This is a genomic window from Allobosea sp. LjRoot237 (assembly GCF_964253285.1).
Classification (GTDB): domain Bacteria; phylum Pseudomonadota; class Alphaproteobacteria; order Rhizobiales; family Beijerinckiaceae; genus Allobosea.
The window spans coordinates 1,313,961-1,337,006 of the sequence record NZ_CAXUQP020000001.1 but is presented as its reverse complement, the minus strand read 5'-3'; the positions used below and the strand labels follow the sequence as shown (position 1 = coordinate 1,337,006).

Genomic DNA, 23,046 nt, shown 5'->3' with positions numbered 1-23,046 from the left:
CCTTAACATTTCGTGGCAGCTTGCGCGGATGGCAGCCATCCCGCCCGATCCGGCGCAACTCGCCGCGCTCGTCAAGAGCCAGAGCCTCGCGACCCTGCTCGCGGCGATGACCGGCAATGGCGGCCTCGCAGCCGGCAAGACCGTGGAAGCCAAGCTCGTCGCGCTCGATGGCGACGGCAACGCCACCGCCTTGGTCAACGGCATCAAGGTCGCGCTCGTGCTCGCCGGCCCCGAGGCCAGGCAAGCGGCGCTGCAACCGGGCGCCAGCCTGGTGCTCAAGCTCACCGCGCCCGCCGAGCCAGGCGCGCCGCTGCAGGCGACGCTGGTCGGGATTCGGCCTGCGCCGGCTGAGGGCGCCAGCGCCCCCCACGCTTCGACACCGGCCGGGCAACCGACAGTCGGCACCACGCCCTCGGCTGCTCAGCCGGCACCGCAATCGCCGCTGGCGACAGCGGCCGCCGCAACGGCCCAAGCATCGACGGCCCCCGCCACTTTGCAGGTCGGCCGCACGATCCCTACCACTGTGCCGCTCGCTCCGCAGACCGTGCCCGCTTCGCCCCGCGCGATCGCCGGCCCGCTGCTCGGCCCCGCGCTCGGGCGGCAGGACAGCCTCGCCCCGCTCTTCGCCAATCTCGGCGGCCTGGCGCAGGGCTCAGTCGCGCTCACCTTGCCGAAGCCATTGATGACGCTGGTCGACCAGATCCTCGCCCAGCGCCTGCCGGCAGGCGGAAAGCCCGTCACAGCCGAAGCGCTGAAGGCCGCCATTGCCCGCTCCGGCGTCTTCCTCGAAGCGCGTCAGGCGGCGGGAGAAGCTCCGACACCGCGGACCGACCTCAAGGCGGCGCTGCAGAGCCTGCGCGACCTGCTCAAGCCTGCTGTCGAGGGCGCGCCGGCAGCAAAGCTTCCTCTTCCCGGCGAGAGCACAACTGACGCGGCGCCGCAGCCCAGGCGTCCGGCCATGCCCGGAGCGCCCGAGCAGGACGCCGCGGCCCAGATGCCGGCCAAGGCGCGCCCTGCCCCGCCGCGCGATGGATTACTGACGCCGCAACCGGCCACCGAAGCAAGCCTGACCAGCGCCGCCCGTCCGGCCGTGATCGCGCAGGCACTGTTCAGCCAGGCGGAAGCGGCGCTCGATCGCATCGCGCTCGCCCAATACGCCTCGCTGCCGCAGGAAGCCGCGCGGCTCGACCAGCAGCCGCCGGCGCGCTGGCTCACCGAGATCCCGCTCGCTTTGCCGAATGGCACGGCCGTGCTGCCGCTCGAGATCGAGCGTGACCCGCCGCAACCCGGCTCGGCGACGCCCGACGCGCCACTCTGGCGGGTGCGCTTTGCGCTCGATGTCGAGCCGCTCGGCGCGCTTCAGGGCGTAGTGACGTTGCAGGGCCGCGCCATCGGCGTCTCCTTCTGGGCCGAGCGCGAGGACACCAGCCGCCTGCTGCGTCAGGCGACCCCCGATCTGGAGACCTCGCTGCTCAGGTCGCGCTTCGACAGCGCCGAGTTCGAGGTCTTCACCGGCCATCCGCAGCAGGCCAAGGCGAGCGCAGGCCAGTTCCTGGATCGCCGCTCATGACCCAGCCGCTGCCGCTCGCCGTCGCGCTCGAATATGACGGCCAGGGCGCTCCGCGCGTCACCGCCAAGGGCCACGGCATCGTCGCGGAGAAAATCATCGAGACCGCGCGCGAGCACGACATCGCGGTCGAGCAGAACGCCGTGCTGGCGCAGGCGCTTTCGGCGGTCGAGCTTGAGGACACGATCCCCGAGGAACTCTATCTTGCGACCGCGCAGGTGATCGCCTTCGTGCTCGGCCTGCGCCGCCGCGGTGGCGGCCCGCCGCGCCCATGACCTCAGCTGTCGCGGTCCGCCGCCTGCCGGCCGGGACCTATGGCACAACCTTCGCCGAAGCCTTCGCCGATCTCTGCCGCCGCGCCGAGGCGCCTAATCTGCATATGGCCCCGGCGGCTGTCGCGGCTGCACTGAACTTCGGCATTCCAAGCGAGGATGTCGTCATCCTTGCGGCTCACGAAGCAGGCGAGCAGCGCCTGCTCGGACTCTGGGCCCTGCGCCGAACCCGCAGCTTCCACAGCGGCTTCGCGCCTGTCCTCGAAGCGCCCTTGGTACCGCTCTATGAGGTCTCCTCGGCCCCGGTTCTCGACCGCGAACGCGCCGGCGACGTCGCCGTGGCGCTGGTGCAGGCGATCGTCGAAGCGCCCGATCTGCCGAGCATCCTGAAGCTGCCTCTGTTACCCATGCAGGGTAACGTCTTTGCCGCCATCGAGTCCGCGCTGGCGGCAACCGGCAGCGCCATCACCACCTTCGAGCGCTGGCAGCGGCCGATGCTGACCCCCGAGCCCGGCGACGATGCCGAGCGCTATCTGCGCCGCGCCCTCGGTCAGGGCTACAAGAAGCGCATGCAGCAGCATCGCCAGCTCGAGAAGGCCGGCACGCTCGCCTTTGAACGCCATCGCGGCGCGAACGCCGTCGCCGCGCTGGAGGATTTCCTCGCGCTCGAAGCCGCCGGCTGGAAAGGCCGCAGCGGCACCGCGCTCGCTGGCCTGCCGCGGCACGGCGCCTATATCCGCGAGATCGTCGGAAATTTCGCCGCCATCGACGGCATCCGTATCGACCTGCTCCGACTGGATGACGCGCTGATCGCCGGTGGGCTGCTGCTCGATCTCGCCGGGCAGTCGCATTTCCTCAAGATCGCCTATGACGAGGACAAGGCCCGCCTCTCACCCGGCCGGGCACTCGCCATCGAGATGCTGCGCGCCGACTTCGCCGCCGGTCGCCCGTTCCAGCTCGACAGCGGCGCCAGCGACCGGGTCGATCCATCAGCCTATCCCTGGGGCGAGCGGCAGGAGATGGCGAACGCGATCGTCGCGCTCGCAGGCGGCTCCGCCATCTTGCCCCGGCTCGCAGCGACGGCGCGCCTGCGGCTGAGGCAGTGGCGCGACCGCGGCCCGCGTTGACCGGGGCGGCAAGCTGCTCGATAGACGTACCCTGAAACAGCGCGATTGGCGCGAGGAGGAACATGCGCGTTCTGGTGACGGGGGCTGCCGGTTTCATCGGCAATGAGACAGCCCGGGTTCTGCTCGAACGCGGCGACGAAGTCGTCGGCATCGACAATCTCAACGCCTATTATGACCCCGCCTTGAAGCAGGCGCGCCTCGCCCGTCTTGCCGGCCATAACCGCTTCAGCTTCGAGACGCTCGACCTCGCCGACCGCGACGGCATGGCCAGGCTCTTCAGCGAAGGCCGCTTCGAGCGCGTCGCCCATCTCGGTGCCCAAGCCGGCGTGCGCTTCTCGATCGACAATCCGCAGGCCTATCTCGATTCCAATCTCACCGGCTTCGGCCATGTCCTCGAAGGCTGCCGCCGCAACGGCGTCGAGCACCTGGTCTATGCCTCGTCGAGCTCGGTCTACGGCGCCAACACCCGCACGCCCTTCCGCGTCGAGGACAATGTCGACCACCCCGTCAGCCTCTATGCCGCGACCAAGAAGGCGAATGAGGGCATGGCCCATGCCTATGCCCATCTCTACGGGCTGCCGACCACGGGCCTGCGCTTCTTCACCGTCTATGGTCCCTGGGGCCGGCCCGACATGGCACCGATGATCTTCACCAAGAAGATCCTCGCCGGCGAGCCGATCGAGGTCTTCAACGAAGGCCGGCACGAACGCGACTTCACCTATGTCGACGACATTGTGGAAGGGGTTACCCGCGTACTCGACCAAATCGCCGCGCCCAACCCCGCCTGGTCGAGCGACGAGCCCAGCCCCGCGACCTCCTCGGCGCCCTGGCGGCTGTACAACATCGGCAACTCCGATCCCGTGCCGCTGATGGATTTCATCGCCACCATCGAGCAGGCGGTCGGCAAGAAGGCGGTGATGGAGATGAAGCCGCGCCAGCCCGGCGATGTGCTGCGCACCGCCGCCGACGTCTCGGCGCTGGAGGCGGCGGTCGGCTTCCGGCCACATACCCCGCTTGCCGAGGGCATCGGGCGCATGGTGCGCTGGTATCGCGACTTCTACCGGGTTTGAAACGTCGCTCCGATCAACAAGCCCTCATCCTGAGGAGCCGCGCAGCGGCGTCTCGAAGGATGCTCCAGGAGGCTCCGGAACTATCTGGAGCATCCTTCGAGACGCAAGCTGTGCTCGCTCCTCAGGATGAGGGCTGAGAAAAGTTCCGAACAGGCATAAAGGAGTGGCTATGGCGTCCCCAGCGAAGATCGGCATCGTCACCGTCTCCGACCGCGCCTCGGCCGGCGTCTACGCCGACGAGGGCGGTCCCGCCATCCTCGACTATCTCGCCAAGGCGCTGACCAGTCCCTGGCAGGCGATCACGCGCGTCATCCCCGATGAGCGCGGCGGCATCGCGCAGACGCTGATCGAGCTCGCCGACACGGAGGGCTGCTGCCTGATCGTCACCACCGGCGGCACCGGCCCCGCCCCACGCGACGTCACGCCCGAGGCGACCGAGGACGTGATCGACAAGCTGATGCCCGGCTTCGGCGAGTTGATGCGCCAGGTCAGCCTCGCCAAGGTGCCGACCGCGATCCTCTCGCGCCAGCTCGCCGGCATTCGCGGCAAGTCGCTGATCGTCAACCTGCCCGGCCGCCCGCGCGCCATCGCCGAATGCCTCGACGCGGTGATGCCGGCGATCCCTTACTGCATCGACCTGATCGAGGGGCCATATCTGGAAACCGATCCGGCGGTGATCGTCGCCTTCCGACCGGGGCAGAAGCCGAAAGAGTGAACGATACCTCGAAGGACACCACCGGCCTCCCCCTATGCGCGTTTATCGGATAGTAGCTTCGGTGCTGTAGAAATCAGGGGTCAAATCCCGCCGGAAACCCGTTCATGGCAGCAAAGATCGTTCCCCTCGTCATGGCCGGCGGCTCCGGCACGCGCCTCTGGCCGCTTTCGCGCGACACCATGCCGAAGCAGTTCATCCCGCTGCTGGAGGATGGTCTCTCGACTTTCCAGGCGACGCTGCAGCGTCTGGTCGACCCGGCCTTCGGCGCGCCGATCGTCATCACCAACAATGATTTCCGCTTCATCGCCGCCGAGCAGATGCTGGCGCTCGGCATCCAGGGCGAGATCGTGCTCGAGCCCGAGCGGCGCGATTCTGCTGCGGCCATCGCGGTCGGCCTGGTCATGGCGGAAAAGCGCGATCCCGATGCGGTTTGCGTTGCCCTCGCCTCCGACCATGTGGTCGGCGATGCCGAGGCTTTCCGCCAGGATTGCAAGCGCGCCGCCGGCCTCGCCGCCACCGGGCTGATCATGACGCTCGGCATCAAGCCGACGCAGCCTTCGACGGCTTATGGCTATCTCGCCCCCGGCGAAGCGCTGCCCGAGATCGGCGCCAGCCGCCTCGCCCGCTTCGTCGAGAAGCCCAAGCTCGATCTGGCCAAGCAGTACCTCGCCGACGGCTATCTCTGGAACAGCGGCAATTTCCTGTTCTCGGCCGGCACCATGCGCGAGGAATTGGCGCGCCACGCGCCGGCGGTGCTGTCGGCCGCCGAAGCCGCGGTCGGCCGCGCGAAGCGCGACCTCGATTTCCTCCGGCTCGACCCCGAGAGCTTCGGCCGCGCCACCAAGATCTCGATCGACTATGCCGTGATGGAGCGCACCGCCCATGCCGGCATGCTCTCCGCCTCCTTCGACTGGTCCGATGTCGGCTCCTGGGACTCGATCCACGCGATCAAGCCGCAGGACGACAACGGCAACGTGCTGGAGGGCCCGGCGGTCGCGCTCGACACCCGCCGCTCGCTCATCCGCAGCGAGGACGTGCTGACCACCGTGGTCGGCCTCGACGACGTCGTCGTGGTCTCGACCCGCGATGCCGTGCTCGTCGCCTCGATGGCAGCGGCCGGCAAGGTCAAGACCCTGGTCGAGCAGATGAAGGCGGCGGGGCGTCCCGAGGCCAGCGAGCATTTGCGCATCTACCGGCCCTGGGGCTGGTACCAGCGCATCGACATCGGCAGCCGCTTCCAGGTCAAGCACATCCACGTCAAGGAGGGCGGCCAGCTCAGCCTGCAGAAGCATTTTCACCGCGCCGAGCATTGGGTGGTGGTCACGGGCACGGCCGAGGTCACGCTCGACGGAACGGTCAGGTTCGTCCACGAGAACGAGTCGGTCTACCTGCCGATCGGCTGCACCCACCGGCTGAAGAACCCGGGCAAGATCGGGCTCGAGCTGATCGAGGTCCAGGTCGGCAGCTATACCGGCGAGGACGACATCATCCGCATCGAGGACATCTACGCGCGTAGTTGAGGAGCGCGCCTCTCCCTTCTCCCCTTGCGGGAGAAGGTGGCGCGAAGCGCCGGATGAGGGGTCGCTCAGGTCGGCGTCGATGGCGGCTTTTGTCCAAGAGCTGGCAGCGTCGCGAGACCCCTCACCCTAGCCCTCTCCCGCAGGGGGAGAGGGGATAGCGCGCTGGAGCCTTTTCGCTCAGCCCTTCTCCAGCTCCTGCCCGATCGCGCGGATGAGGTCCGGCGATAGCGGATCGCTGCCCGAGCTGAAGCTGCCGATCAGGCTGCCGTCGCGGCCGATCAGGTATTTGTGGAAATTCCAGCTCGGCAGCTCGGTCGGGCGCTGGTTCGCCGCCCAGCGATAGAACGGATGGGCATCCGGCCCGCGCACGACGTTCTTCTGGGTGATCGGATAGTTCGCGCCATGGCTCTGGCGCACCGCCTCGGCGATCGCGGCGCCATCGAGCGGCTCCTGCCCGCCAAAGTCGTTGCTCGGCACCGCGATCAGGACGAGGCCGCGGTCACGATAGCGCTGCCAGAGCTGTTCGAGCCCGGCGAACTGCCCGGCAAGACCGCATTGCGTCGCCGTATTGACGATCAGGATCGGCTTGCCGCGATAGGCCGAGAGCGGAATGCGCCCGCCTTCGGCCCGGTCGAAGCTGAAGGCGTAGGCATTGCTCTCCCCCTGCGCGGCCAATGCCGGAGCAGCTGGTGCGAGGGCGAGCAAGGGGAGAATCTGGCGACGATTGAAGCGCATGGGCAGGCTCCGCGGCTGCGACAAGCTAGCCCTTTACCGAGCTCCCCGCCAAGTAAGATATCCGCGAGCGGAAACGAAAACGCCCCGGAGCGGGCCGGGGCGTCGATCGTTCGCGAGGATGCCGGCCACTCAGCAGGCCAGCACTTTCTTCACGCGGACCTCGAGATCGCGCAGCTCATAGGGCTTCACGACGTAATGGTCGGCGCCGTTGGTGGTCGCCTCGTCCATCTTGTCGACCGAGCGCTCCGAGGTCGCCATGATGATCTTGATCTGGTTGAGCTCCGGCACCGAGCGGATGGCGCGCAGGAGGTCGATGCCGCTCATCCCGTCCATGTTCCAGTCGAGCAGCAGAAGATCGTAGCGCTTGGTCTGCATCTTCATCAGGGCCTCGCGGGCGTTCTCGGCCTCGTCGATGTCCTGAAACTCGATCTGCTTGAGGAAATAGGTGGCAAGGCCGCGCATGCTCTTCTGGTCGTCGACCACAAGGATGCGATACTCGCTTCTCGCCTTTGACATGGCACTCTCCCTAAGCATCGGACCGAAAAGTGGAATCCACTTTTCGGAAAAATCCGATGCGATAACAATGCGATAGATCATCGTGACCGCGTCCGTTCGGACGCGCGATGATCTATGCGGTGCGCTGCTGCGGGCGCTCGCCCAGCAGTCCCGCGATGGCGCCTCCGATCTGGTCGAGCGGCACGACCCGGTCGGCGGCGCCCAACTCGAACGCGGCTTTCGGCATCCCGTTTACCACACAGGTCTCGCCACTTTGGATTAACGTCGCAGCACCGGCTTTGCGCATGGCTAACAAACCGTCAGCACCATCGCGACCCATGCCGGTGAGCAGCACGCCGATGGCGTGAGCGCCGAGCGCGCGCGCGACCGAATGGAACATCACGTCGACCGAGGGGCAGTGCCCGCTGACCGGCGGCGCGTCCTTGAGATGGCAGATGAGTTCGCCGCGCCGTTCCTCGATCTCGAGATGCTTCAGGCCGCCCGGCGCCACCACCGCCATGCCCGGCCGCAGGCGCTCGCCATCGGCGGCCTCGCGCACATCGAGCCCCGTCGCGGCCGAAAGCCTCGCCGCGAACTTGGCCGTGTAGCCCGCCGGCATGTGCTGGACCACGGCGATCGGCAGGCGCAAATGCGCCGCATCGCGCATCACGGTCTGCACCGCCGGCACGCCGCCGGTCGAGGCTCCGATCGCGATCAGCGCGACCTTGCCGTGGTTGGCAGGCGTGTGCATCGCGACTGGCCGGGCCGGAGCGCTCTGGGGCCGCTGCTGCGTGACCATCTCCTTCGCAGCCGCCATCAGGCGCCGGCTGGCCGAGGCGCGCTGCAGCGCCGCGGCGACATGCTTCATGAAGCCTTCGAGCGTGTGCGTCGCCCCATCCGGCTTTTCGATGAAGTCGATCGCGCCGAGCTCCAGCGCCTGGATGGTGTTGTCGGCACCCGGCCCGCCAAAGGCCGAGACGATCAGCACCGGCAGCGGATCCTGCTTCAGCACCCGGGCCAGCAGCTTGAGCCCGTGACGGCCGGGCAGCTCCATATCGAGCGTCAGGATATCGGGCCGCAGGTCCTGGATCGCGTCCCAGCCCTCCTCGGCGCTGCCGGCGACGCCGATCACCTGGAAGCCGGGCGTCGAGTTGACGATCTGCGTCATCAACTTCTGCATCAGGATGGAATCGTCGACGACGAGGACTTTGACCGGGCCGCCGGAGGTCAGCATGCTCATCACCAGATCTCCACTTCGCCGGCAACAGGCTGGGTCTTGAGGCGGTTGAGATAGGCCATTTCCTGCTCGCGTTCGGGATCGCGCGCCGCCTGCTGGACATGCTGGACCCAGGCCCGCCCGGTCGCGGGCTGGTAGTGGATCCGGCGCGAGCGCGTGCCGCCGACATCCCTGGAGACGACCGGGATGCCCTCGCGGGCGAGGAACTCGTTGACGAAAATGATGTTGCCCTCGCCGATCGCCAGCATGGTGGCGCCGGAGAGCACGCGCGCCCCGCCGAAGACCTTGGCCTCGAGCTGGCCGCGCCTGGCGCCGCGCTTGAGCAGCCCGTTGATCAGCACCTCCATGGCGGTGTCGCCATAGCGCTCGCCGGCATGGGTATCGGTGCCGCCGTTGTTCTTGGGCAGCAGGAAATGATTGAGCCCGCCGACGCCGATCTGCGGGTCGCGCATGCAGACCGAGATGCAGGAGCCGAGCACGGTGGCGACGATCTCGTCCTTCGCCGAGGTGATCTCGTGCTCGCCCGGCGCGACCGTGATGATGGTGGCGTCGAAGCGCTGATCGAAATAGCGCCGTGAGGATCGGTTCAGGCTCATGGCGTGCGCTCGTAGATCGTCCGGCCGATCAGCCGCAATTGCGGGTGGGGCTGGGGCAGTGATTCAGAATGGCCGAGATAGAGGAAGCCGCCAGGCTGCAGCAGCGCGACATAGCGATCGAGGATCGCAGCCTTGGTCGGCGTGTCGAAATAGATGAAGACGTTGCGGCAGAAGATGACGTCGAACGGCCCCTTCATCGGCCAGCTCTCGATCAGGTTCAGCCGCTTGAACGCGATCAGCCGCTTGAGCTCTTCGGCGATGCGCGCTTCGCCGCGCCCGTTCTGGCCTTCCAGCTTGAGCAGCGGGCGCAGATCGGCTGGCAGCCGGTCGAACTGGTCGGTCGGGTATTGCCCGGCGGCCGCCCGGTCGAGGATGTCGGTGTCGATGTCGGTCGCCAGGATCTTGAAGTCGAGATCGGTGCGATGGCCGATCACGTCGCGCGAGATCGCGGCGGCGCTGTAGGGCTCCTCGCCCGACGAGCAGGCTGCCGACCAGATCCGGATACGACCGCGCCGGCCGGCCCGCTCCTGGATCAGGCCCGGCAGCACGTCCTTGCGCAGATGGTCGAAATGGTGGCGCTCGCGGAAGAAGGCGGTGTGGTTGGTGGTGACCGCGTTGATCAGCTCCGGAATCTCATCCACCGCCGACGCTGTCCGCAGATAGGCGCAGTACTCCGCGATCGAGCCGAGGCCCAGCACCTTGACGCGGCGCGCCAGCCGCCCGCGCGCCATCGCCTCCTTGTGCTCGCGGATGACGATGCCGGCATGCTCGTAGACGAGCTTAGCCACGAGGGCCATGTCGTCCCGGCTGAGCGTGGTGTCCGACTGGACGGTTTGAGGCGCAAGCATGCTTCGGCCTTGGCGATGAGAACTAGAACTCGGCCCACTCGTCCTTCCGTCCACCGGCGACGCGGCGGCGCGGAGTGACAGGGCGGGATTCGGTGGAATGGATGTCCTGGCGGGCGGGCGAGCGCCGCGGCTCGGTCGGCGCCTTCGCTGCGGGCGGGCGCTGCCAGGCCGCTTCGACCGAGGCTGGCCGCGCCTGGACCGGCGCCCTGCCCAGATGGAAGAAGCCGGCGAGCTCACGCAGCGCCTGTGTCTGCTCGGCGAGGTTCGCAGCCGAGCCGACGCTCTGCTCGGCCAGCGCCGCATTCTGCTGCGTCGCCTCGTCCATCGCTGCGACGGATCGGCTCATCGCCGCGATATCACTCGCCTGCTCGGCGCTTGCCTGCGAAATCTCCGAGATGGTGGCGGAGACCTGCTCCACCGCCGTGACGATGCGGCCGAGCGTCTCGCCGGTCCGGCGCACCAGGCGCACACCCTCGGCGACCTCAGCGTTGGAGTTGGCGATCACGCCCTTGATGTCCTTGGCGGCCGTGGCCGAGCGCTGCGCCAGCGTGCGCACCTCGCTGGCGACTACGGCGAAGCCCCTGCCGGCGTCGCCGGCGCGCGCCGCTTCGACCGCGGCGTTGAGCGCCAGCAGATTGGTCTGGAAGGCGATGCCGTCGATCACCGAGACGATCTCGGCAATCCGCGCCGACGACTGCTCCATCCGCCCGATCGCGCCGATCGTCTCGGCCACGGCCTGCTGACCGCTGCCGGCGACCGCCATCGCCTCGCCGGCAAGCTCGCTGGCCGCGCGCGAGCGGCTGGCGCTCTGTCCGATCGAGGCGGCGAGCTGTCCGGTGGTCGCCGATGTCTCTTCCAGCCCGGCAGCTGAATGCTCGGTACGCTCGGCGAGATCGGCCGCTCCCGCCCTGATCTCGATGGCCGTCGCCGCGACGTGAGCCGCCGCCCCCTGGATGCCGGAGACCGTCTGCGTCAGCCGTGCCAGCGTCTGGTTGAGCCCAGCCTTCAGCTCGCCGAGGCAGCCATCATAGGCGCCGTCGACGCGGCCGGTCAGGTCGCCTTCGTTGAGCCCGGACAGGACCGCGGCGAATTCGTTCGTGGCCGCCTCGACGATCGTATTGATCTCGTTGATGCCCTCGGCGATGCGCTGCAGCGCCTCCGGCTTGCCGGCGAGCGGCACGCGCCGGGAGAAATCGCCTTCGGCCGCCGCGGCGACCACTGCCGCGACCTCGTCGGCGGCACGCAGTTCCTCGGTCAGCTCGCGCCATTCGATCGTCGAGCCGAGGCGCTGGCCATCGGGCTGCGTCATCGTGGTCAGCGTCAGCGCGACCATGCGCCGGCCGAGCGGCACGCGCATGGTGCGGGCTTCGGGGACGCCCTGCGGGCCTGCGAACAGCTCCAGCACCTTGCCGAGCATGTCCTTGGCCGAGACGCCCGGGAAGGCTGCGCGGAAATCCTCCTGCGCTCCACTGAAGAAGCTCAGCAATGACTTGTTGACGTAGACGACACGGTCCTGCGCATCGCAGACCATGATGCAGGTACGGCAGCCGTCGAGCGCGGCGCGGATGCGCCCTGCCTCGATGGAGTCCTCCTGGACTTGATGCAGTGCCCGGGACAGATCGCCGATCTCGTCGCGGCGGGCGAGCCCGGGCACAGTCTCGGCCGCTCCCTCCGAAAGCTTTTCCATGCCCTCGCGCAATGCCGCCACTGGCCGCGTCAGCGAGCGGGCCGTCAGCCAGCCAAGGCCGGCGGCGATGGCAAGGCCCGCAGCGCCGAACGGCAGCGCCAGGCTCGTGAGCGCCGACATTGTTGCATCGGCCTGCTGGCTGGACAGGCCGAGCGCGCCAAGCCGGGCCGCCGCGCCCTGCTGCACGGCGAATGCGACCACACCACCTGAAACAGCGGCGGCGCCGGCAAAGAGCGCCGGCAGTTTGACCGAGAGTTTCGAGAGGGCGCCCAGCTGGTTCATCGCTCGTTTTATGTTCTCTCAGGCGGTCCTGATCATCCCTTGACGGTTCCGGCTGGGCGCTGCCGGAGGAGGCCGCCGGATGGTCAGGCGACGCGCAGCTGCTTGTCCTGGTTGTCACCGCCGTCACGGATCACCGCCGCGAGGTCGAGCAGGGCGACGATCTCGGTGTCGAGCAGGACGAGGCCTTCGATCAGCCCGTGCTCGTCACGCTCCAGGTCCGGCGCAGGCCGCACCGCGCTCACCGGCACGTCGACGATGTCCGAGACCGAGTCGACCAAGAGGCCGGCGGTCTTGTCGTCGATATCGACGACGACGATCACATGGGTCGCGGTGGCATCCGTGGTGCCGAGCCCGATCGCGGTACGCAGATCGTAGACCGCGAGGATGACACCGCGCAGGTTGAGCACGCCGCGCACATGCGGGGCCGCATGCGGCAGCGGCGTCGTCGCCTGCCAGCCCTTGATCTCGCGGACCATGCCAACATCGATGCCGAAGGTGCGGTCGCCGACCCGGAAGGTGACGATCCGGCGCACTGCGGACTCAGGCTGCGCCGAGGTGAAGTGCTTTTCGCTGAGCTGCAGGGACATGGTTCATCCAGCCAGTTTGAGTTCGGGAACGGGTTGGCGGACGCCCGAGGCCGCCACGCGCAGCATCGAGTCGACATCGAGAATGAGCGCGACGAGGCCGTCGCCCAGGATGGTCGCGGCGGAGGCGCCGTTGACCGTGCCGTAATTCGACTCGAGGCTCTTCACTACGACCTGCTGCTGCCCGACGATCTCGTCGACGGCGATGCCGACATTGCCGCCGCGCTCGGTCTCCGCGATGATGATGATATTCTCGTCGCGCGTGCCGGCCGAGCCCATCACAGCCCCTAGGCGGTGCAGCGGCGTGATCTCGCCGCGCCAGCGCAGCACTTCCTGGCCAAACGTCAGATGCTCGATCGGCGTATTGGCGAGGTGCTGGGTCTCGATCACGCTGGCGATCGGGATGACGTAGCGATCGACGCCGCAGCGGATCACCATGCCTTCGAGGACGGCGAGCGTCAGCGGCAGAGCGAGCGTGAACTTGCAGCCGCGGCCGGGCTCGGAGTCGACGCTGATGCGGCCGCCGAGCGATTCGACGTTGCGGCGAACCACGTCCATGCCGACGCCGCGACCGGAGATGTCGCTGACCGCGTCCGCCGTCGACAGGCCCGCGGCGAAGATCAGCTGGTCGATCTCCTCCGGTGCGAGCTTCTCGTCGGCGCCGACAAGGCCGCGGGATTTCGCTTTGGCCAGCAGCCTGTCGCGACCGATGCCGCGCCCGTCATCGGTGACCGAGATGACGATGCGGCCGGCGCGATGCTCGGCGATCAGCCTGATCGTGCCTTCCGGATGCTTGCCGGCAGCGATGCGCTCCTCCGGCGTCTCCACCCCGTGATCCATCGAGTTGCGGATCATGTGGGTGAGCGGATCGGCCAGTTCCTCGATGATCGTCTTGTCGACCTCGGTGTTCTCGCCCTCGAGGACGAGCTTCACTTCCTTGCCGAGCGTCTGCGCGAGCTCACGCACCAGGCGCGGCATGCGCTGGAACACCGCCTTCACCGGCTGCGCGCGCACCGCCATGACATGGTCCTGCAATTCGCGCGTCTGGCGCGACAGGGTCAGGATGCCCTCGGCAGTCTTGGCATAGACGTCATAGGGCAGCGAGCGCACGCACTCGACCAGCATGGACTGGGTGATGACGATCTCGCCGACCAGGTTCATCAACCGGTCGATGCGATCGAGATCGACGCGAACGCTGACGGCCTGGCGCTGGCGCGCAGCGACATCGTTGGCGGCAGGCCGCATCGCGGCGCGCGACGCTGCCGGAGCAGTTGCGGCTGCCGGCGCGGCGGCGATGGGAGCCACTACGGATGCAGCGACGGGCTGGATATCGGGCTGCGGCGCGGCATCGGCGCTCGGCCCCAATCGGGCAAGGATCGCCGACAGGTCGGCGGCGACGCTTTGCGGCACCTCGGCCGGGGCCGCCGGGGCGGTCTCTTCCTCGGCATCCGTCAGGACCTCGACCTCGAACTCCTCATTGGCGAGGGTGAAGTCGAATTTCGAGACGATCTCCTCGGCCGACAATGCGGTCCGCAACATCACCTCGAAGCGCATATGGCAATCGGTGACGTCGAGGACTTCAAGCGGCGGAACGTGGCTGAGATCGCAGGCGACCGAGACGATCTCCTCCGCCGGCAGGATGCCAATCGCCACGCGCGGCTCGATCACCCGGCGGAACAGGTCGGCTTCCGGCGTGATCTTGATGCGCACGTCATAGCCGAGCCTGCGGACCGGCACGGCGGCAACGGGCTCGTCATCCCAGCCATCATCCTCCTTCGCGGGCGCAGCCGGTGCCGGCGCGCCCATCTTGGAGTCGACCAGGGCGAGGAGGTTGCCGAGCGCGGCGATGCCGGGCGGTGCATCGGCCGCGGGAGCGGCCGGAGCGGGAGCTGCCGATGGGGCCGCCTTGGCCTGTCCGACCTGCTCGAGCGCCGCGAGCAAATCGGTGCGCACCGGCGCGATCTCGTCGTTACGCGCGGCGTTGACGAGATCGGAGACGGCGTCCGAGCAGCGCAGGAACAGGCTGAACGGTGCGTCCCCGAGCGCAACGCGGCCCGAGCGCAGATGGTCGAGCGCCGCCTCGAAGACATGCGCGAAACCGACGAGCTCCGTGCAGCCGAAGGCGCCTGCGCCACCTTTGATCGAGTGGATGGCGCGGAAGGCGGCGTTGACGTCCTCAGGATCGGTCGAACCTTCATCGAGCAACTGGAGCTTCTGCTCCAGCGCGCCGAGGAGTTCATCACACTCCTGGAAAAAAGTCTGCTTGAGTTCCGCCAACGGATCCATAGACCGCCTCAGTTCTGGTAGCGCGCGACGAGGCCGAGCAGGGTGTTGGGCTCGAACGGCTTGACCATCCAGGCGCTGGCGCCGGCACGGCGGCCTTCCGCCTTGATCTCGGCGCCGTTCTCGGTGGTCAGCACGATGATCGGCGTGTTCTGCCCGGCCGGCCGCGAGCGGCAGGCGCGCGTGAACTCGATGCCGTCCATGATCGGCATGTTGAGATCGGTGATGACGAGATCGGGCTTGAACTGGTCGAAGCGCGCCAGCCCCTCCTCGCCGTTCTCCGCCTCGGCGACCTCGTGGCCGGCATTGCGCAGCGTCATGCTGAGCAGGCTGAGCAGTGTCTTGGTGTCGTCAATCGCGAGGATCTTCATCGCGGCATCACTCCAGAACGAGAGCGCTTTGCGCCGGGTTGAACCCGATCGCCTGAAAGGACTGGCGGCATTCCTCGGAAGCCGCCTTGAGCGTGACGCTGAGCCCACGCGCCTGGGCGCTGGTCGCAGCCGCATGCAGCAGCTGGATCCACAGGCTCGGGAACGGGCCGGCCTCGGCGCATTCGACCGCGATGCTTTCCTTCTGCTCCAGCGCGACAAGGAGCTGATTGCGGAACGCAGCAGCCTCTGATCGACCGAGAAAAGGCGGAAGGGAGACGGTGATGACCACGGCGGCACGCCCTGTGATTGGTGACTAGGCAGAATCTGCACGATTAGTAAAAATTTCGCTAAGCTCGCGCTGTCGCGGCAAGGATTATGGCCATTCCGGGGCAGCCGACCGGCCTCAAAACAGGCTGTTGCTGATCGCGCGCGGTACCAGCGTGATCGCGCCGCTCGCTTCCTTGTACTTGCGCGGCACGTTGATGATGCCGGACAGGTGCAGCCAGAGATTATTGGGCGAGATCGGCTTCACGATGATCTCGTGCGCGCCGAGCTTGGCGGCCTGCACCACCGAGCGCCGATCGGGCTTCTCCATCATCACCAGCACCGGCGCCTTGGCGAAGGGCGAGGTCTTGAACGAGCGGATCGAGGCCAGGCATTTCAGGCTGTCGCCATCAGGCAGGTCCCAGTCCAGCATCACGATATTGGGTTGCTTCTGGATGAAGGTCGTCGCGGCGGTGGCGAGATCGGCCGCCTCGAAGACACGCTGCAGCTGCGCCTGGTAGAGCATGGTGCGGATGATCCGCCGATAGTGCGGGCTGGGATCGATCAGCAGCACCGAGAGATTGGGGAAGGATGGCGCGATATGCATGTCAGCAACTCGAAACCCGTACTCAACACAATCTCGAAAACGACGGCCGCAATCCCCGTCCGGTCCCTCAGACGCTGAGGCCGAACCGGACCCCGCCCCAGTGGCGGCCCCGGACGAAGATCGGTGCCGACAGGTCTTCCATCACCAGGAAATTGCCGCCGCCCATGTCGCGCCGGTAGGTCTGCAGCAGGAACGGTTTCTGGTTGCGTCCCGCGGCAAGGCCGGTGCGATCGTTGAAGATCCGGCGGTTGCGGCAGTTGGCGTTGTTCCAGACCGGGTCCGCCCCTTGCGGCTGCGAATATTTGCGGTTGTGCGTCGGCAGGTAGCCATTGCGGTCGATCGCCGCGCAGAAGACGATGCGCTTGTTCACCGTCAGCAGCCTCTCCTGCACCGGCGGCAACACTCGGTCTGTCAGCGCGGTGAAGCGGCTGATGAACTGCTGTGGGTCGCTGCCCGGAACCGGTCGATAGGCTTCGTCGAACAGCTCGGCCAGGCCGACCTCGCCCTTCGCGACGGCCTGCTCGAACAGGTCCGAGATCGTCGCGGCCGCCTCGACAGCGATCTCGATCATGTCAGATTGCGGCGTACGCACGCCCGAGCCCGCGATCGCGCCGAGGATCGCCTCGCTGGTCGAAACCAGCGACGCCCCTCGCCGCGCCGCGACCTCGAGATTGCGGCCGGACTGGTCGACCCCGGCAACGAGGTCCCTCAGCTCGTCGCCGACCTGGGCGAAGGCGACGGCGTTCTCGCGCGCCGGCGCCGAGATCGAGTCGATCTCGCCGATCAGGCCGACCACCGATCGGCCGAAATGGTCGAGTTCGCCGATCTGCTGCGAAATCCCCTGGCTTTCTTCGCTGGCGCGCCGGGCCGCCTGCGCATTCGCCTCGCTCTGCTTCGCCAGCTGGTCGACGGTCGCGACCAGCGCGTCAAGCTGCTTGGCGCTCGCGGAGGTGGCGTCGCGGGTCTGCTCGGCGAGCTGCTTCACCGCCGCGGCAATGACGGCAAAGCCGCGCCCGGCGACGCCGCTACGCGCCGCCTCGACGCCAGCATTGATCGACAGCAGCTGGATTTCGCGCGTGATCGTCTGGATCGCTTCGCTGGCCTCGCGGACCTTGTGCGCCCGGCTCACCGCCTCGTTCAGCGCCTGTGAGATCGACTGCGCGCCGTTCGAGAGTTCGGCGATATCGTTCTGCGCCGCATTGAGGCCCTGCCGGACCGCACCAGTGACACGTTCCAGCCCACTCTTGACCACGGACGCCGCCTCCTGGGCGGCCTCGGCAGAGTGCTGGATCGCCTGATTGGAGCGCGCCACCTGGTCGACCGAGGCGACGACGCGGTGCAACCCGTCGGTCTGCCTGTCGAGCTCGGCATTGACGTCGCCGATGCGGCCGGACATGTCGGTGATCTCGGCGCTGAGCTTGCCAAAGCGCTCGGCGATCTCGAGCACCGCGCGCGATGCGGCCTCCGCCCCGGGCGCATCCTCATTGGCAGGATCAGGCAACTTCAGGGCCTGGGCGTGCATCGACGCTGCGCATCCTTCTTGGAGTTCTGCCCAGCGAACCTAAAGGAACGCAGTAAAGCTGCCGTTAATGGCGCGGGCGCCCATTAAGGACATGCAGTTCCCTCGGCCCGGCGCCACGGTTAGGTTGCCGGCGGGACGACAGCCTGGGACGCGCCGCTTGAACAGTCGACAGCTCGAAACCTTCGCCGCGGTGATGAAGGCCGGCACGATCTCGCGTGCTGCGGAGTTGCTCGGCGTCACCCAGCCCGGCGTCAGCCGCACCATCGCCGAGCTCGAACGCTCGCTCGGCTTCCTGCTCTTCGACCGGATCCGCAACCGCATCGTCGCCACGCCCGAGGGCAAGCTGTTCTACGCCCAGGTCCAGGCTTCCTTCCTCGGCATGGACACGCTGCGTGCCACCGCCGCCCGTATCCGCGACCACGGTGCCGGCCAGCTGCGGATCGGCTCGCTCTCGGCGCTCGGCTCCTCGCTGGTGCCAAGGGCGGTGCGCCGCTTCCGCGACAGGCGCCCGGACATCGCGGTGACGCTGATGGTCCTGCCCTCGCGCGATGTCCGCGACGGCGTCGCCTCCGGCGCCTTCGACATCGGCCTCGCCGCCGACGAGATCGACACATACGGCGTACTGCACCAACCCTTCGTCCAGCCGCGCGCGCTTTGCGCCCTGCCCCTTGGCCATCCGCTCGCCGAGAAGGACCTGATCGGTCCGGCCGACCTCGATGGCGTCCCGTTCGTCGCCTATGTCCCGGAAGACCGCGCCCGCCAGCGGCTCGACCGCATCTTCGCCGAGGCCGGCGTCAAGCCGCGCATCGTCGTCGAGACCATCTACGCCGCGACCGTCTGCGCCCTCGTCGCGGAGGGGGTGGGCGTCGGCCTGGTCAGCCCCTACGCAGTCGCTGGTGCCGACCCGTCGCGACTGGTGCTGCGCCCCTTCGAGCCGGAGGTGCAGAGCCGCAGTCTGCTGATCCTGCCGCTCGACCGGCCGAAATCGCAGCTGGTGCGCGACTTCATCGACTGCCTGATGGAGGTGCGCTGACCGGAAACTTCCGCGTCATTCCGGGGCAGCCCGCAGGGCTGAGCCCGGAACCCATGACCACGCGGATCGGAAGTGGGGCACCTCGGCAAACGTGGCGACCATTCGGGACTATCGTGGTCATGGGTTCCGGGCTCGGCGCTGACGCGCCGCCCCGGAATGACGGGTTGATCTGGTCGCGAAACGCCCAGCCCATAACATCCAGGCATCGAGTCATGAGTTTCGACTGATTGTCCGCAGGGCCTTGCGGAGGGAACCTCCGTTCAAAGGAGCCCCTATGCACGACACCACCCGCTGCGTTCACCATCCGGCCGTCAACGAGGAGGGCTATGCCAGCCTGACGGTGCCGACCCACCGCGCCTCGACCATCGTCTACCCTGATGCAGCGAGCTTCTTCGCCCGCAGACATCGCGGCTTCGACGGCTATACCTATGGGCTGCACGGCACCCCGACGACGCGTACGCTGGAAGCGCAATTGACCGCGCTCCATGGCGGTGTGCGCACCGTCCTCGTCCCCTCCGGCCAGGCGGCGGTCACTATCGTCATGCTCTCGGTGCTGCTGCCGGGCGACAAGGTGCTGATCCCCGACCAGGTCTACCAGCCGGTGCGCAGCTTCTGCGAGGAGTACCTGACGCCGCGTGGCATCGACTACGGCGTCTACGACCCGCTGATCGGCGCCGGTATCGCGGCGCTGATCGACGACCGGGTCAAGCTGGTCTGGGTCGAGTCGCCGGGCTCGAACACGATGGAGGTGCAGGATGTGCCCGCCATCGTGAAGGCAGCCAAGGCCAAAGGCGTGCTCGTCGGCTGCGACAACACCTGGGCGACGCCGCTGATCTTCAAGCCACTGGCCCATGGCGCCGACTTCGCCTGCGAGGCGCTGACCAAATATGTCGGCGGCCATTCCGACCTGCTGCTCGGCTCGGTCACCGTCGCCGATCTCGGCTTGCGCGAGAAGCTGAAGGAGACGCTGCGCGGCTTCGGCGTCGGCGTCTCGCCCGACGAATGCCAGCTCGCTCTGCGCGGTCTGGAAACCCTGGCACTGCGCCTCGCCCATATGGGCAAGGTCTCCGAGGATTTCGCCCGGCGCCTTGCCCGCTCGCCCGCGGTCGAGACGGTGCTGCACCCGGCCCTGCCCTCCTGCCCCGGCCATGAGTTCTGGCAGCGCGACATGGGCCGCTCCTCGGGCGTGTTCAGCGTCGTGCTGAAGCCCGCGCCCCACGCCCTGTTCGAAGCGGCACTTTCGGCGCTCAAGGTCTTCGCCATCGGCGCCTCCTGGGGCGGCACGCGCAGCCTGATCGCGCCGTTGGCGCTGGGTGGCGAGCGCACCGTCAATCTCTGGCCCCATCCCGGTCCGGCGCTGCGCATCAGCATCGGCCTCGAGGACCCGGACGACCTCTGGAACGATCTCGACACGCTGCTGGTCGCACTGGAACGGCCGGCGGCCGCCAAGGTCGCCTGAGGCCGAGAGACCAAAGACGACGGACGCGGCGGGGCACATCTCCGCCGCGGCGGGAGAATTGTGCCTAAAAACAACAGGGGATCGACGATGAAACGGATTTTGCTTCGCCTGACCGCCGCGCTGGCACTCGCCGCCGGCTTCGCCGCGCCCGCCGGCGCCGATACGATCAAGATGATCCGCGACCGCGGCAAGATCATCTGCGGCACCAGCCCCGGCGTCGCCGGCTTTTCGACCCAGGATGCCAATGGCCGCTGGCAGGGCTTCGACATCGACATCTGCCGGGCACTCGCCGCCGTCATCTTCAACGACACCGAGAAGGCCGGTTTCGTCTCGCTGACCTCGAAGGACCGGCTGATCGCGCTGCAGGCCGGCGAGATCGACGTCCTGCCGCGCACCACCACCTGGACGCTGTCGCGCAATGCCGGCCAGGGCGTCACCTTCACCACCGTCAACTATTATGACGGCCAGGGCTTCATGGTCTCGAAGAAGCTCGGCGTCTCCTCCGCCGCCCAGCTCGGCGGCGCCTCGGTCTGCGTCGCCCAGGGCACCACCAGCGAACTCAACCTCGCCGATTATTTCCGCAAGCTCGGCATGAAATACGAGGCCGCCGCCTTCGGCACCTCGGAGGAAGCGCTGAAAGCCTACGAGTCCGGTCGCTGCGACGCCTACACCACCGACATCTCGGCGCTCTCGGCCGTCAGGATGAAGCTGCAGGACGTCGACAGCCACGTCATCCTGCCGGAAGTCGTCTCGAAGGAGCCGCTCGGCCCTTGGGTGCGCACCGGCGACGAGAGCTGGTTCAACCTCGTGCGCTGGACCGTGCTCGCTCTGATCAACGCCGAGGAGCTCGGAATCACCAGGGCCAATGTCCAGGAGATGCTGAAGTCCTCGAACCCCGAGGTGAAGCGCTTCCTCGGCCTCGACGGCAAGATGGGCGAGGCGATGGGCGTCAGCAACGACTGGGTCGTGCGCGTCATCTCCGCCGTCGGCAATTACGGCGAGAGCTTCGAGCGCCATCTCGGCAAGAGCTCGCGCCTGCAGCTGGCGCGCGGTCCCAACGAGCTCTGGAGCAAGGGCGGCATCCAGTACAGCCCGCCATTCCGGTAGGCGGCGCGGCGGGCAGACGGAACTGCCGGGCGTCCCGGCAGTTGTAGACTCCGTTGCATCACCAAGGAGTACTGACCGTGCCCGCCATCAAATCCCTCCTCGCTGGCGCCGCTGCGCTTGCCCTCGTCACCGGCACGGCCGTGGCCCAGCCGCGCACGCTCGGCCCGCAGACCGGCACGGTCAAGATCGAGCAGGTCTCCGTCGCCTTCATCGCCTCCGGCGAGCTCGGCGGCGGCACCTTCACCTATCGCGGCCGCTCCTATCCGATCTCGGTCGGTGGGCTCGGCATCGGCGGCATCGGCGCCTCGCGCGTCGTCGCCAGCGGGCGCGTCTACGGCCTGACCACACGCAACGACCTGGCCGGACCTTATGTCCAGCTCAAGGAAGGCTGGGCCGTCGGCCGCGCCGGCCAGGGCCGCGTCTGGCTCAAGAACGACAAGGGCGTGACCATCAGCCTCGACACGCGCCGCCAGGGCCTGCAGGCCACGATCGGCGCCGACGGCGTCGTGATCGCGTTCAAGTAAGATTGATCCGTCGGCGCGAGCCGCGATTGCAGCGGCCGGGCATCGCCCGGCCGTCTTGTTGTCGGCTCCCCGCTCCGACAGCCTGGCCAGAGAAGGATGATTCCGATGACGAAGATTCTGGTTCTCTACTATTCCAGCTACGGCCATATCGAGACGATGGCGCAGGCTGTCGCCGAGGGCGTGCGCGAGGCCGGCGCCGATGTGGTGATCAAGCGCGTGCCCGAACTCGTCCCCGAGGATGTCGCCCGCAAGTCCGGCTTCAAGCTCGATCAGGTCGCTCCGATCGCCACGGTCGACGAGCTCCCCGAGTACGACGCGATCATCTTCGGCGTGCCGACCCGCTTCGGCAACATGCCGGCGCAGATGAAGAACTTCCTCGACCAGACCGGCGGCCTCTGGTTCCAGGGCAAGCTCGTCGGCAAGGTCGGCAGCGTCTTCTCCTCCAGCAACACCCAGCATGGCGGCCAGGAGAGCACGATCCTCTCGACCCACACTGTCCTGCTGCATCAGGGCATGGTCATCGTCGGCCTGCCCTATGCCTTCCAGGGCCAGATGGAGATGGCCGAGATCAGTGGCGGCTCGCCCTATGGCGCCAGCACCATCGCCGGCGCTGACGGCTCGCGCCAGCCCTCGCAGAACGAGCTCGCCGGTGCCCGCTATCAGGGCCGCCACGTCGCCGGGATCGCAGCGAAGCTGGCGGCCTGAAGGCTCGGCGCAGCGCAGCTAGCCCGGCATCGGAGGGTTCACCGCGTCAATGCCGGCCTGCCTTGCCTCTTACCGCGCCACTGCTCCAGACTGCCGTTGATCCGGCGCCCGCATCCGCGGGACCTACGACTGAAAGAGGATGATCCGATGGATACCGGCGTCGTCGACCGGCCCGACCAGAACCGCTTCGAACTCGCTGTCGGCGACGAACTCGCCCTCGCCTACTACCGCCTCGATGGCGACCGCGTAGTGCTGACCCACACCGAGGTTCCCCAAGCTCTCTCGGGCCAGGGGGTAGGCTCGCGGCTGGCCAAGGGCGTCTTCGAGCAGATCAAGGCCTCGGGCCGCAAGGTCGTCCCACGCTGCCCCTTCATGGCCGGCTGGGTCAGCCGGCATCCCGAATACGACGACATCGTCGCGGGCTGAGCCAGGCCGA

Annotated in this window: 24 protein-coding genes; 12 read left to right on the top strand and 12 right to left on the bottom strand. The window is 67.8% G+C overall.

The genetic code is table 11. From position 1 onward, the window contains the following. Positions 1-28: 28 nt before the first annotated feature. The 6 genes from ACSQ24_RS06470 to ACSQ24_RS06445 all read left to right on the top strand — a co-directional run bounded on the left by ACSQ24_RS06470 (position 29) and on the right by ACSQ24_RS06445 (position 6,271). The gene (locus tag ACSQ24_RS06470) at positions 29-1,570 is read left to right on the top strand and encodes a flagellar hook-length control protein FliK (RefSeq protein WP_436093892.1); all 1,542 of its coding nucleotides are present in this window, start codon (positions 29-31) and stop codon (positions 1,568-1,570) included. Further along, entirely contained in the window at positions 1,567-1,842 is a 276-nt protein-coding gene (locus tag ACSQ24_RS06465) for an EscU/YscU/HrcU family type III secretion system export apparatus switch protein (protein WP_436093891.1), read from the top strand. Before ACSQ24_RS06470 ends, ACSQ24_RS06465 begins: the two co-directional genes overlap by 4 nt. Then, positions 1,839-2,966: a GNAT family N-acetyltransferase gene (locus tag ACSQ24_RS06460; protein WP_436093890.1), complete on the top strand. Its 1,128-nt coding sequence runs from the start codon at positions 1,839-1,841 to the stop codon at positions 2,964-2,966. The genes ACSQ24_RS06465 and ACSQ24_RS06460 overlap by 4 nt, the downstream gene beginning before the upstream one ends. A gap of 62 nt (positions 2,967-3,028) precedes the next feature. Then, positions 3,029-4,036, top strand: a complete 1,008-nt coding sequence (locus ACSQ24_RS06455; RefSeq protein ID WP_436093889.1) for an NAD-dependent epimerase — start codon at positions 3,029-3,031, stop codon at positions 4,034-4,036. Positions 4,037-4,205: 169 nt separating this feature from the next. Next, positions 4,206-4,751, top strand: coding sequence for a molybdopterin adenylyltransferase (gene mog, locus ACSQ24_RS06450; RefSeq protein ID WP_436093888.1), 546 nt, complete (start codon positions 4,206-4,208; stop codon positions 4,749-4,751). A gap of 104 nt (positions 4,752-4,855) precedes the next feature. After that, positions 4,856-6,271 carry a mannose-1-phosphate guanylyltransferase/mannose-6-phosphate isomerase gene (locus ACSQ24_RS06445; RefSeq protein WP_436093887.1) on the top strand — a complete coding sequence of 472 codons (1,416 nt, stop codon included), beginning with the start codon at positions 4,856-4,858 and terminating at the stop codon, positions 6,269-6,271. A 177-nt stretch (positions 6,272-6,448) separates the two neighbouring features. On the opposite strand, the gene ACSQ24_RS06440 is transcribed toward ACSQ24_RS06445, so the two are convergent. The 12 genes from ACSQ24_RS06440 to ACSQ24_RS06385 form a co-directional block, all read right to left on the bottom strand. After that, positions 6,449-7,006 (bottom strand): glutathione peroxidase, encoded by a 558-nt coding sequence (locus ACSQ24_RS06440; protein ID WP_436093886.1) that lies wholly within the window; start codon positions 7,004-7,006, stop codon positions 6,449-6,451. 129 nt (positions 7,007-7,135) lie between these two features. Continuing rightward, complete coding sequence (locus ACSQ24_RS06435) at positions 7,136-7,522, bottom strand: response regulator (RefSeq protein WP_110488895.1); 387 nt, start codon at positions 7,520-7,522, stop codon at positions 7,136-7,138. Between the two features lie 112 nt (positions 7,523-7,634). After that, positions 7,635-8,741, bottom strand: coding sequence for a chemotaxis-specific protein-glutamate methyltransferase CheB (gene cheB, locus ACSQ24_RS06430; protein WP_436093885.1), 1,107 nt, complete (start codon positions 8,739-8,741; stop codon positions 7,635-7,637). After that, complete coding sequence (locus ACSQ24_RS06425) at positions 8,741-9,334, bottom strand: chemoreceptor glutamine deamidase CheD (RefSeq protein ID WP_436093884.1); 594 nt, start codon at positions 9,332-9,334, stop codon at positions 8,741-8,743. Before ACSQ24_RS06425 ends, cheB begins: the two co-directional genes overlap by 1 nt. Then, a complete protein-coding gene (locus ACSQ24_RS06420; protein WP_436093883.1) occupies positions 9,331-10,182 on the bottom strand; it encodes a CheR family methyltransferase in 852 nt (283 codons plus the stop codon). Before ACSQ24_RS06420 ends, ACSQ24_RS06425 begins: the two co-directional genes overlap by 4 nt. A 22-nt stretch (positions 10,183-10,204) precedes the next feature. Continuing rightward, positions 10,205-12,151, bottom strand: coding sequence for a methyl-accepting chemotaxis protein (locus tag ACSQ24_RS06415; RefSeq protein WP_436093882.1), 1,947 nt, complete (start codon positions 12,149-12,151; stop codon positions 10,205-10,207). 83 nt (positions 12,152-12,234) lie between these two features. Continuing rightward, complete coding sequence (locus ACSQ24_RS06410) at positions 12,235-12,738, bottom strand: chemotaxis protein CheW (protein ID WP_436093881.1); 504 nt, start codon at positions 12,736-12,738, stop codon at positions 12,235-12,237. A gap of 3 nt (positions 12,739-12,741) precedes the next feature. Then, on the bottom strand, positions 12,742-15,021 hold the full coding sequence (locus ACSQ24_RS06405) for a chemotaxis protein CheA (RefSeq protein WP_436093880.1): 2,280 nt from the start codon (positions 15,019-15,021) through the stop codon (positions 12,742-12,744). A gap of 8 nt (positions 15,022-15,029) precedes the next feature. Continuing rightward, the gene (locus ACSQ24_RS06400; protein ID WP_137879763.1) at positions 15,030-15,389 is read right to left on the bottom strand and encodes a response regulator; all 360 of its coding nucleotides are present in this window, start codon (positions 15,387-15,389) and stop codon (positions 15,030-15,032) included. A 7-nt stretch (positions 15,390-15,396) separates the two neighbouring features. Continuing rightward, on the bottom strand, positions 15,397-15,678 hold the full coding sequence (locus tag ACSQ24_RS06395; protein WP_436093879.1) for an STAS domain-containing protein: 282 nt from the start codon (positions 15,676-15,678) through the stop codon (positions 15,397-15,399). Between the two features lie 114 nt (positions 15,679-15,792). Then, positions 15,793-16,260 (bottom strand): response regulator, encoded by a 468-nt coding sequence (locus ACSQ24_RS06390; RefSeq protein ID WP_436093878.1) that lies wholly within the window; start codon positions 16,258-16,260, stop codon positions 15,793-15,795. A 67-nt stretch (positions 16,261-16,327) separates the two neighbouring features. Continuing rightward, the gene (locus ACSQ24_RS06385) at positions 16,328-17,782 is read right to left on the bottom strand and encodes a methyl-accepting chemotaxis protein (RefSeq protein WP_436093877.1); all 1,455 of its coding nucleotides are present in this window, start codon (positions 17,780-17,782) and stop codon (positions 16,328-16,330) included. Between the two features lie 157 nt (positions 17,783-17,939). On the opposite strand from ACSQ24_RS06385, the gene ACSQ24_RS06380 reads away from it, so the two are divergent. From ACSQ24_RS06380 to ACSQ24_RS06355, 6 genes are all read left to right on the top strand, one after another. After that, complete coding sequence (locus tag ACSQ24_RS06380) at positions 17,940-18,815, top strand: LysR substrate-binding domain-containing protein (RefSeq protein ID WP_436093876.1); 876 nt, start codon at positions 17,940-17,942, stop codon at positions 18,813-18,815. Between the two features lie 274 nt (positions 18,816-19,089). Further along, complete coding sequence (gene metC, locus ACSQ24_RS06375; RefSeq protein WP_436093875.1) at positions 19,090-20,274, top strand: cystathionine beta-lyase; 1,185 nt, start codon at positions 19,090-19,092, stop codon at positions 20,272-20,274. Positions 20,275-20,361: 87 nt separating this feature from the next. Next, entirely contained in the window at positions 20,362-21,381 is a 1,020-nt protein-coding gene (locus ACSQ24_RS06370; protein ID WP_436093874.1) for an amino acid ABC transporter substrate-binding protein, read from the top strand. Positions 21,382-21,458: 77 nt separating this feature from the next. Then, positions 21,459-21,905, top strand: a complete 447-nt coding sequence (locus tag ACSQ24_RS06365; RefSeq protein ID WP_436093873.1) for a hypothetical protein — start codon at positions 21,459-21,461, stop codon at positions 21,903-21,905. Positions 21,906-22,010: 105 nt separating this feature from the next. After that, complete coding sequence (gene wrbA, locus ACSQ24_RS06360; protein WP_436093872.1) at positions 22,011-22,610, top strand: NAD(P)H:quinone oxidoreductase; 600 nt, start codon at positions 22,011-22,013, stop codon at positions 22,608-22,610. 147 nt (positions 22,611-22,757) lie between these two features. Beyond that, entirely contained in the window at positions 22,758-23,036 is a 279-nt protein-coding gene (locus ACSQ24_RS06355; protein WP_436093871.1) for a GNAT family N-acetyltransferase, read from the top strand. Positions 23,037-23,046: the final 10 nt, after the last annotated feature.

Excerpts from the sequence above, each read along its gene's own strand:
- ACSQ24_RS06470 (WP_436093892.1), top strand. The coding sequence starts at position 29 with ATGGCAGCCATCCCGCCCGATCCGGCGCAACTCGCCGCGCTCGTCAAG.
- ACSQ24_RS06465 (WP_436093891.1), top strand. The coding sequence starts at position 1,567 with ATGACCCAGCCGCTGCCGCTCGCCGTCGCGCTCGAATATGACGGCCAG.
- ACSQ24_RS06460 (WP_436093890.1), top strand. The coding sequence starts at position 1,839 with ATGACCTCAGCTGTCGCGGTCCGCCGCCTGCCGGCCGGGACCTATGGC.
- ACSQ24_RS06455 (WP_436093889.1), top strand. The coding sequence starts at position 3,029 with ATGCGCGTTCTGGTGACGGGGGCTGCCGGTTTCATCGGCAATGAGACA.
- mog (WP_436093888.1), top strand. The coding sequence starts at position 4,206 with ATGGCGTCCCCAGCGAAGATCGGCATCGTCACCGTCTCCGACCGCGCC.
- ACSQ24_RS06445 (WP_436093887.1), top strand. The coding sequence starts at position 4,856 with ATGGCAGCAAAGATCGTTCCCCTCGTCATGGCCGGCGGCTCCGGCACG.
- ACSQ24_RS06440 (WP_436093886.1), bottom strand. The coding sequence starts at position 7,006 with ATGCGCTTCAATCGTCGCCAGATTCTCCCCTTGCTCGCCCTCGCACCA.
- ACSQ24_RS06435 (WP_110488895.1), bottom strand. The coding sequence starts at position 7,522 with ATGTCAAAGGCGAGAAGCGAGTATCGCATCCTTGTGGTCGACGACCAG.
- cheB (WP_436093885.1), bottom strand. The coding sequence starts at position 8,741 with ATGAGCATGCTGACCTCCGGCGGCCCGGTCAAAGTCCTCGTCGTCGAC.
- ACSQ24_RS06425 (WP_436093884.1), bottom strand. The coding sequence starts at position 9,334 with ATGAGCCTGAACCGATCCTCACGGCGCTATTTCGATCAGCGCTTCGAC.
- ACSQ24_RS06420 (WP_436093883.1), bottom strand. The coding sequence starts at position 10,182 with ATGCTTGCGCCTCAAACCGTCCAGTCGGACACCACGCTCAGCCGGGAC.
- ACSQ24_RS06415 (WP_436093882.1), bottom strand. The coding sequence starts at position 12,151 with ATGAACCAGCTGGGCGCCCTCTCGAAACTCTCGGTCAAACTGCCGGCG.
- ACSQ24_RS06410 (WP_436093881.1), bottom strand. The coding sequence starts at position 12,738 with ATGTCCCTGCAGCTCAGCGAAAAGCACTTCACCTCGGCGCAGCCTGAG.
- ACSQ24_RS06405 (WP_436093880.1), bottom strand. The coding sequence starts at position 15,021 with ATGGATCCGTTGGCGGAACTCAAGCAGACTTTTTTCCAGGAGTGTGAT.
- ACSQ24_RS06400 (WP_137879763.1), bottom strand. The coding sequence starts at position 15,389 with ATGAAGATCCTCGCGATTGACGACACCAAGACACTGCTCAGCCTGCTC.
- ACSQ24_RS06390 (WP_436093878.1), bottom strand. The coding sequence starts at position 16,260 with ATGCATATCGCGCCATCCTTCCCCAATCTCTCGGTGCTGCTGATCGAT.
- ACSQ24_RS06385 (WP_436093877.1), bottom strand. The coding sequence starts at position 17,782 with ATGCACGCCCAGGCCCTGAAGTTGCCTGATCCTGCCAATGAGGATGCG.
- metC (WP_436093875.1), top strand. The coding sequence starts at position 19,090 with ATGCACGACACCACCCGCTGCGTTCACCATCCGGCCGTCAACGAGGAG.
- ACSQ24_RS06370 (WP_436093874.1), top strand. The coding sequence starts at position 20,362 with ATGAAACGGATTTTGCTTCGCCTGACCGCCGCGCTGGCACTCGCCGCC.
- wrbA (WP_436093872.1), top strand. The coding sequence starts at position 22,011 with ATGACGAAGATTCTGGTTCTCTACTATTCCAGCTACGGCCATATCGAG.
- ACSQ24_RS06355 (WP_436093871.1), top strand. The coding sequence starts at position 22,758 with ATGGATACCGGCGTCGTCGACCGGCCCGACCAGAACCGCTTCGAACTC.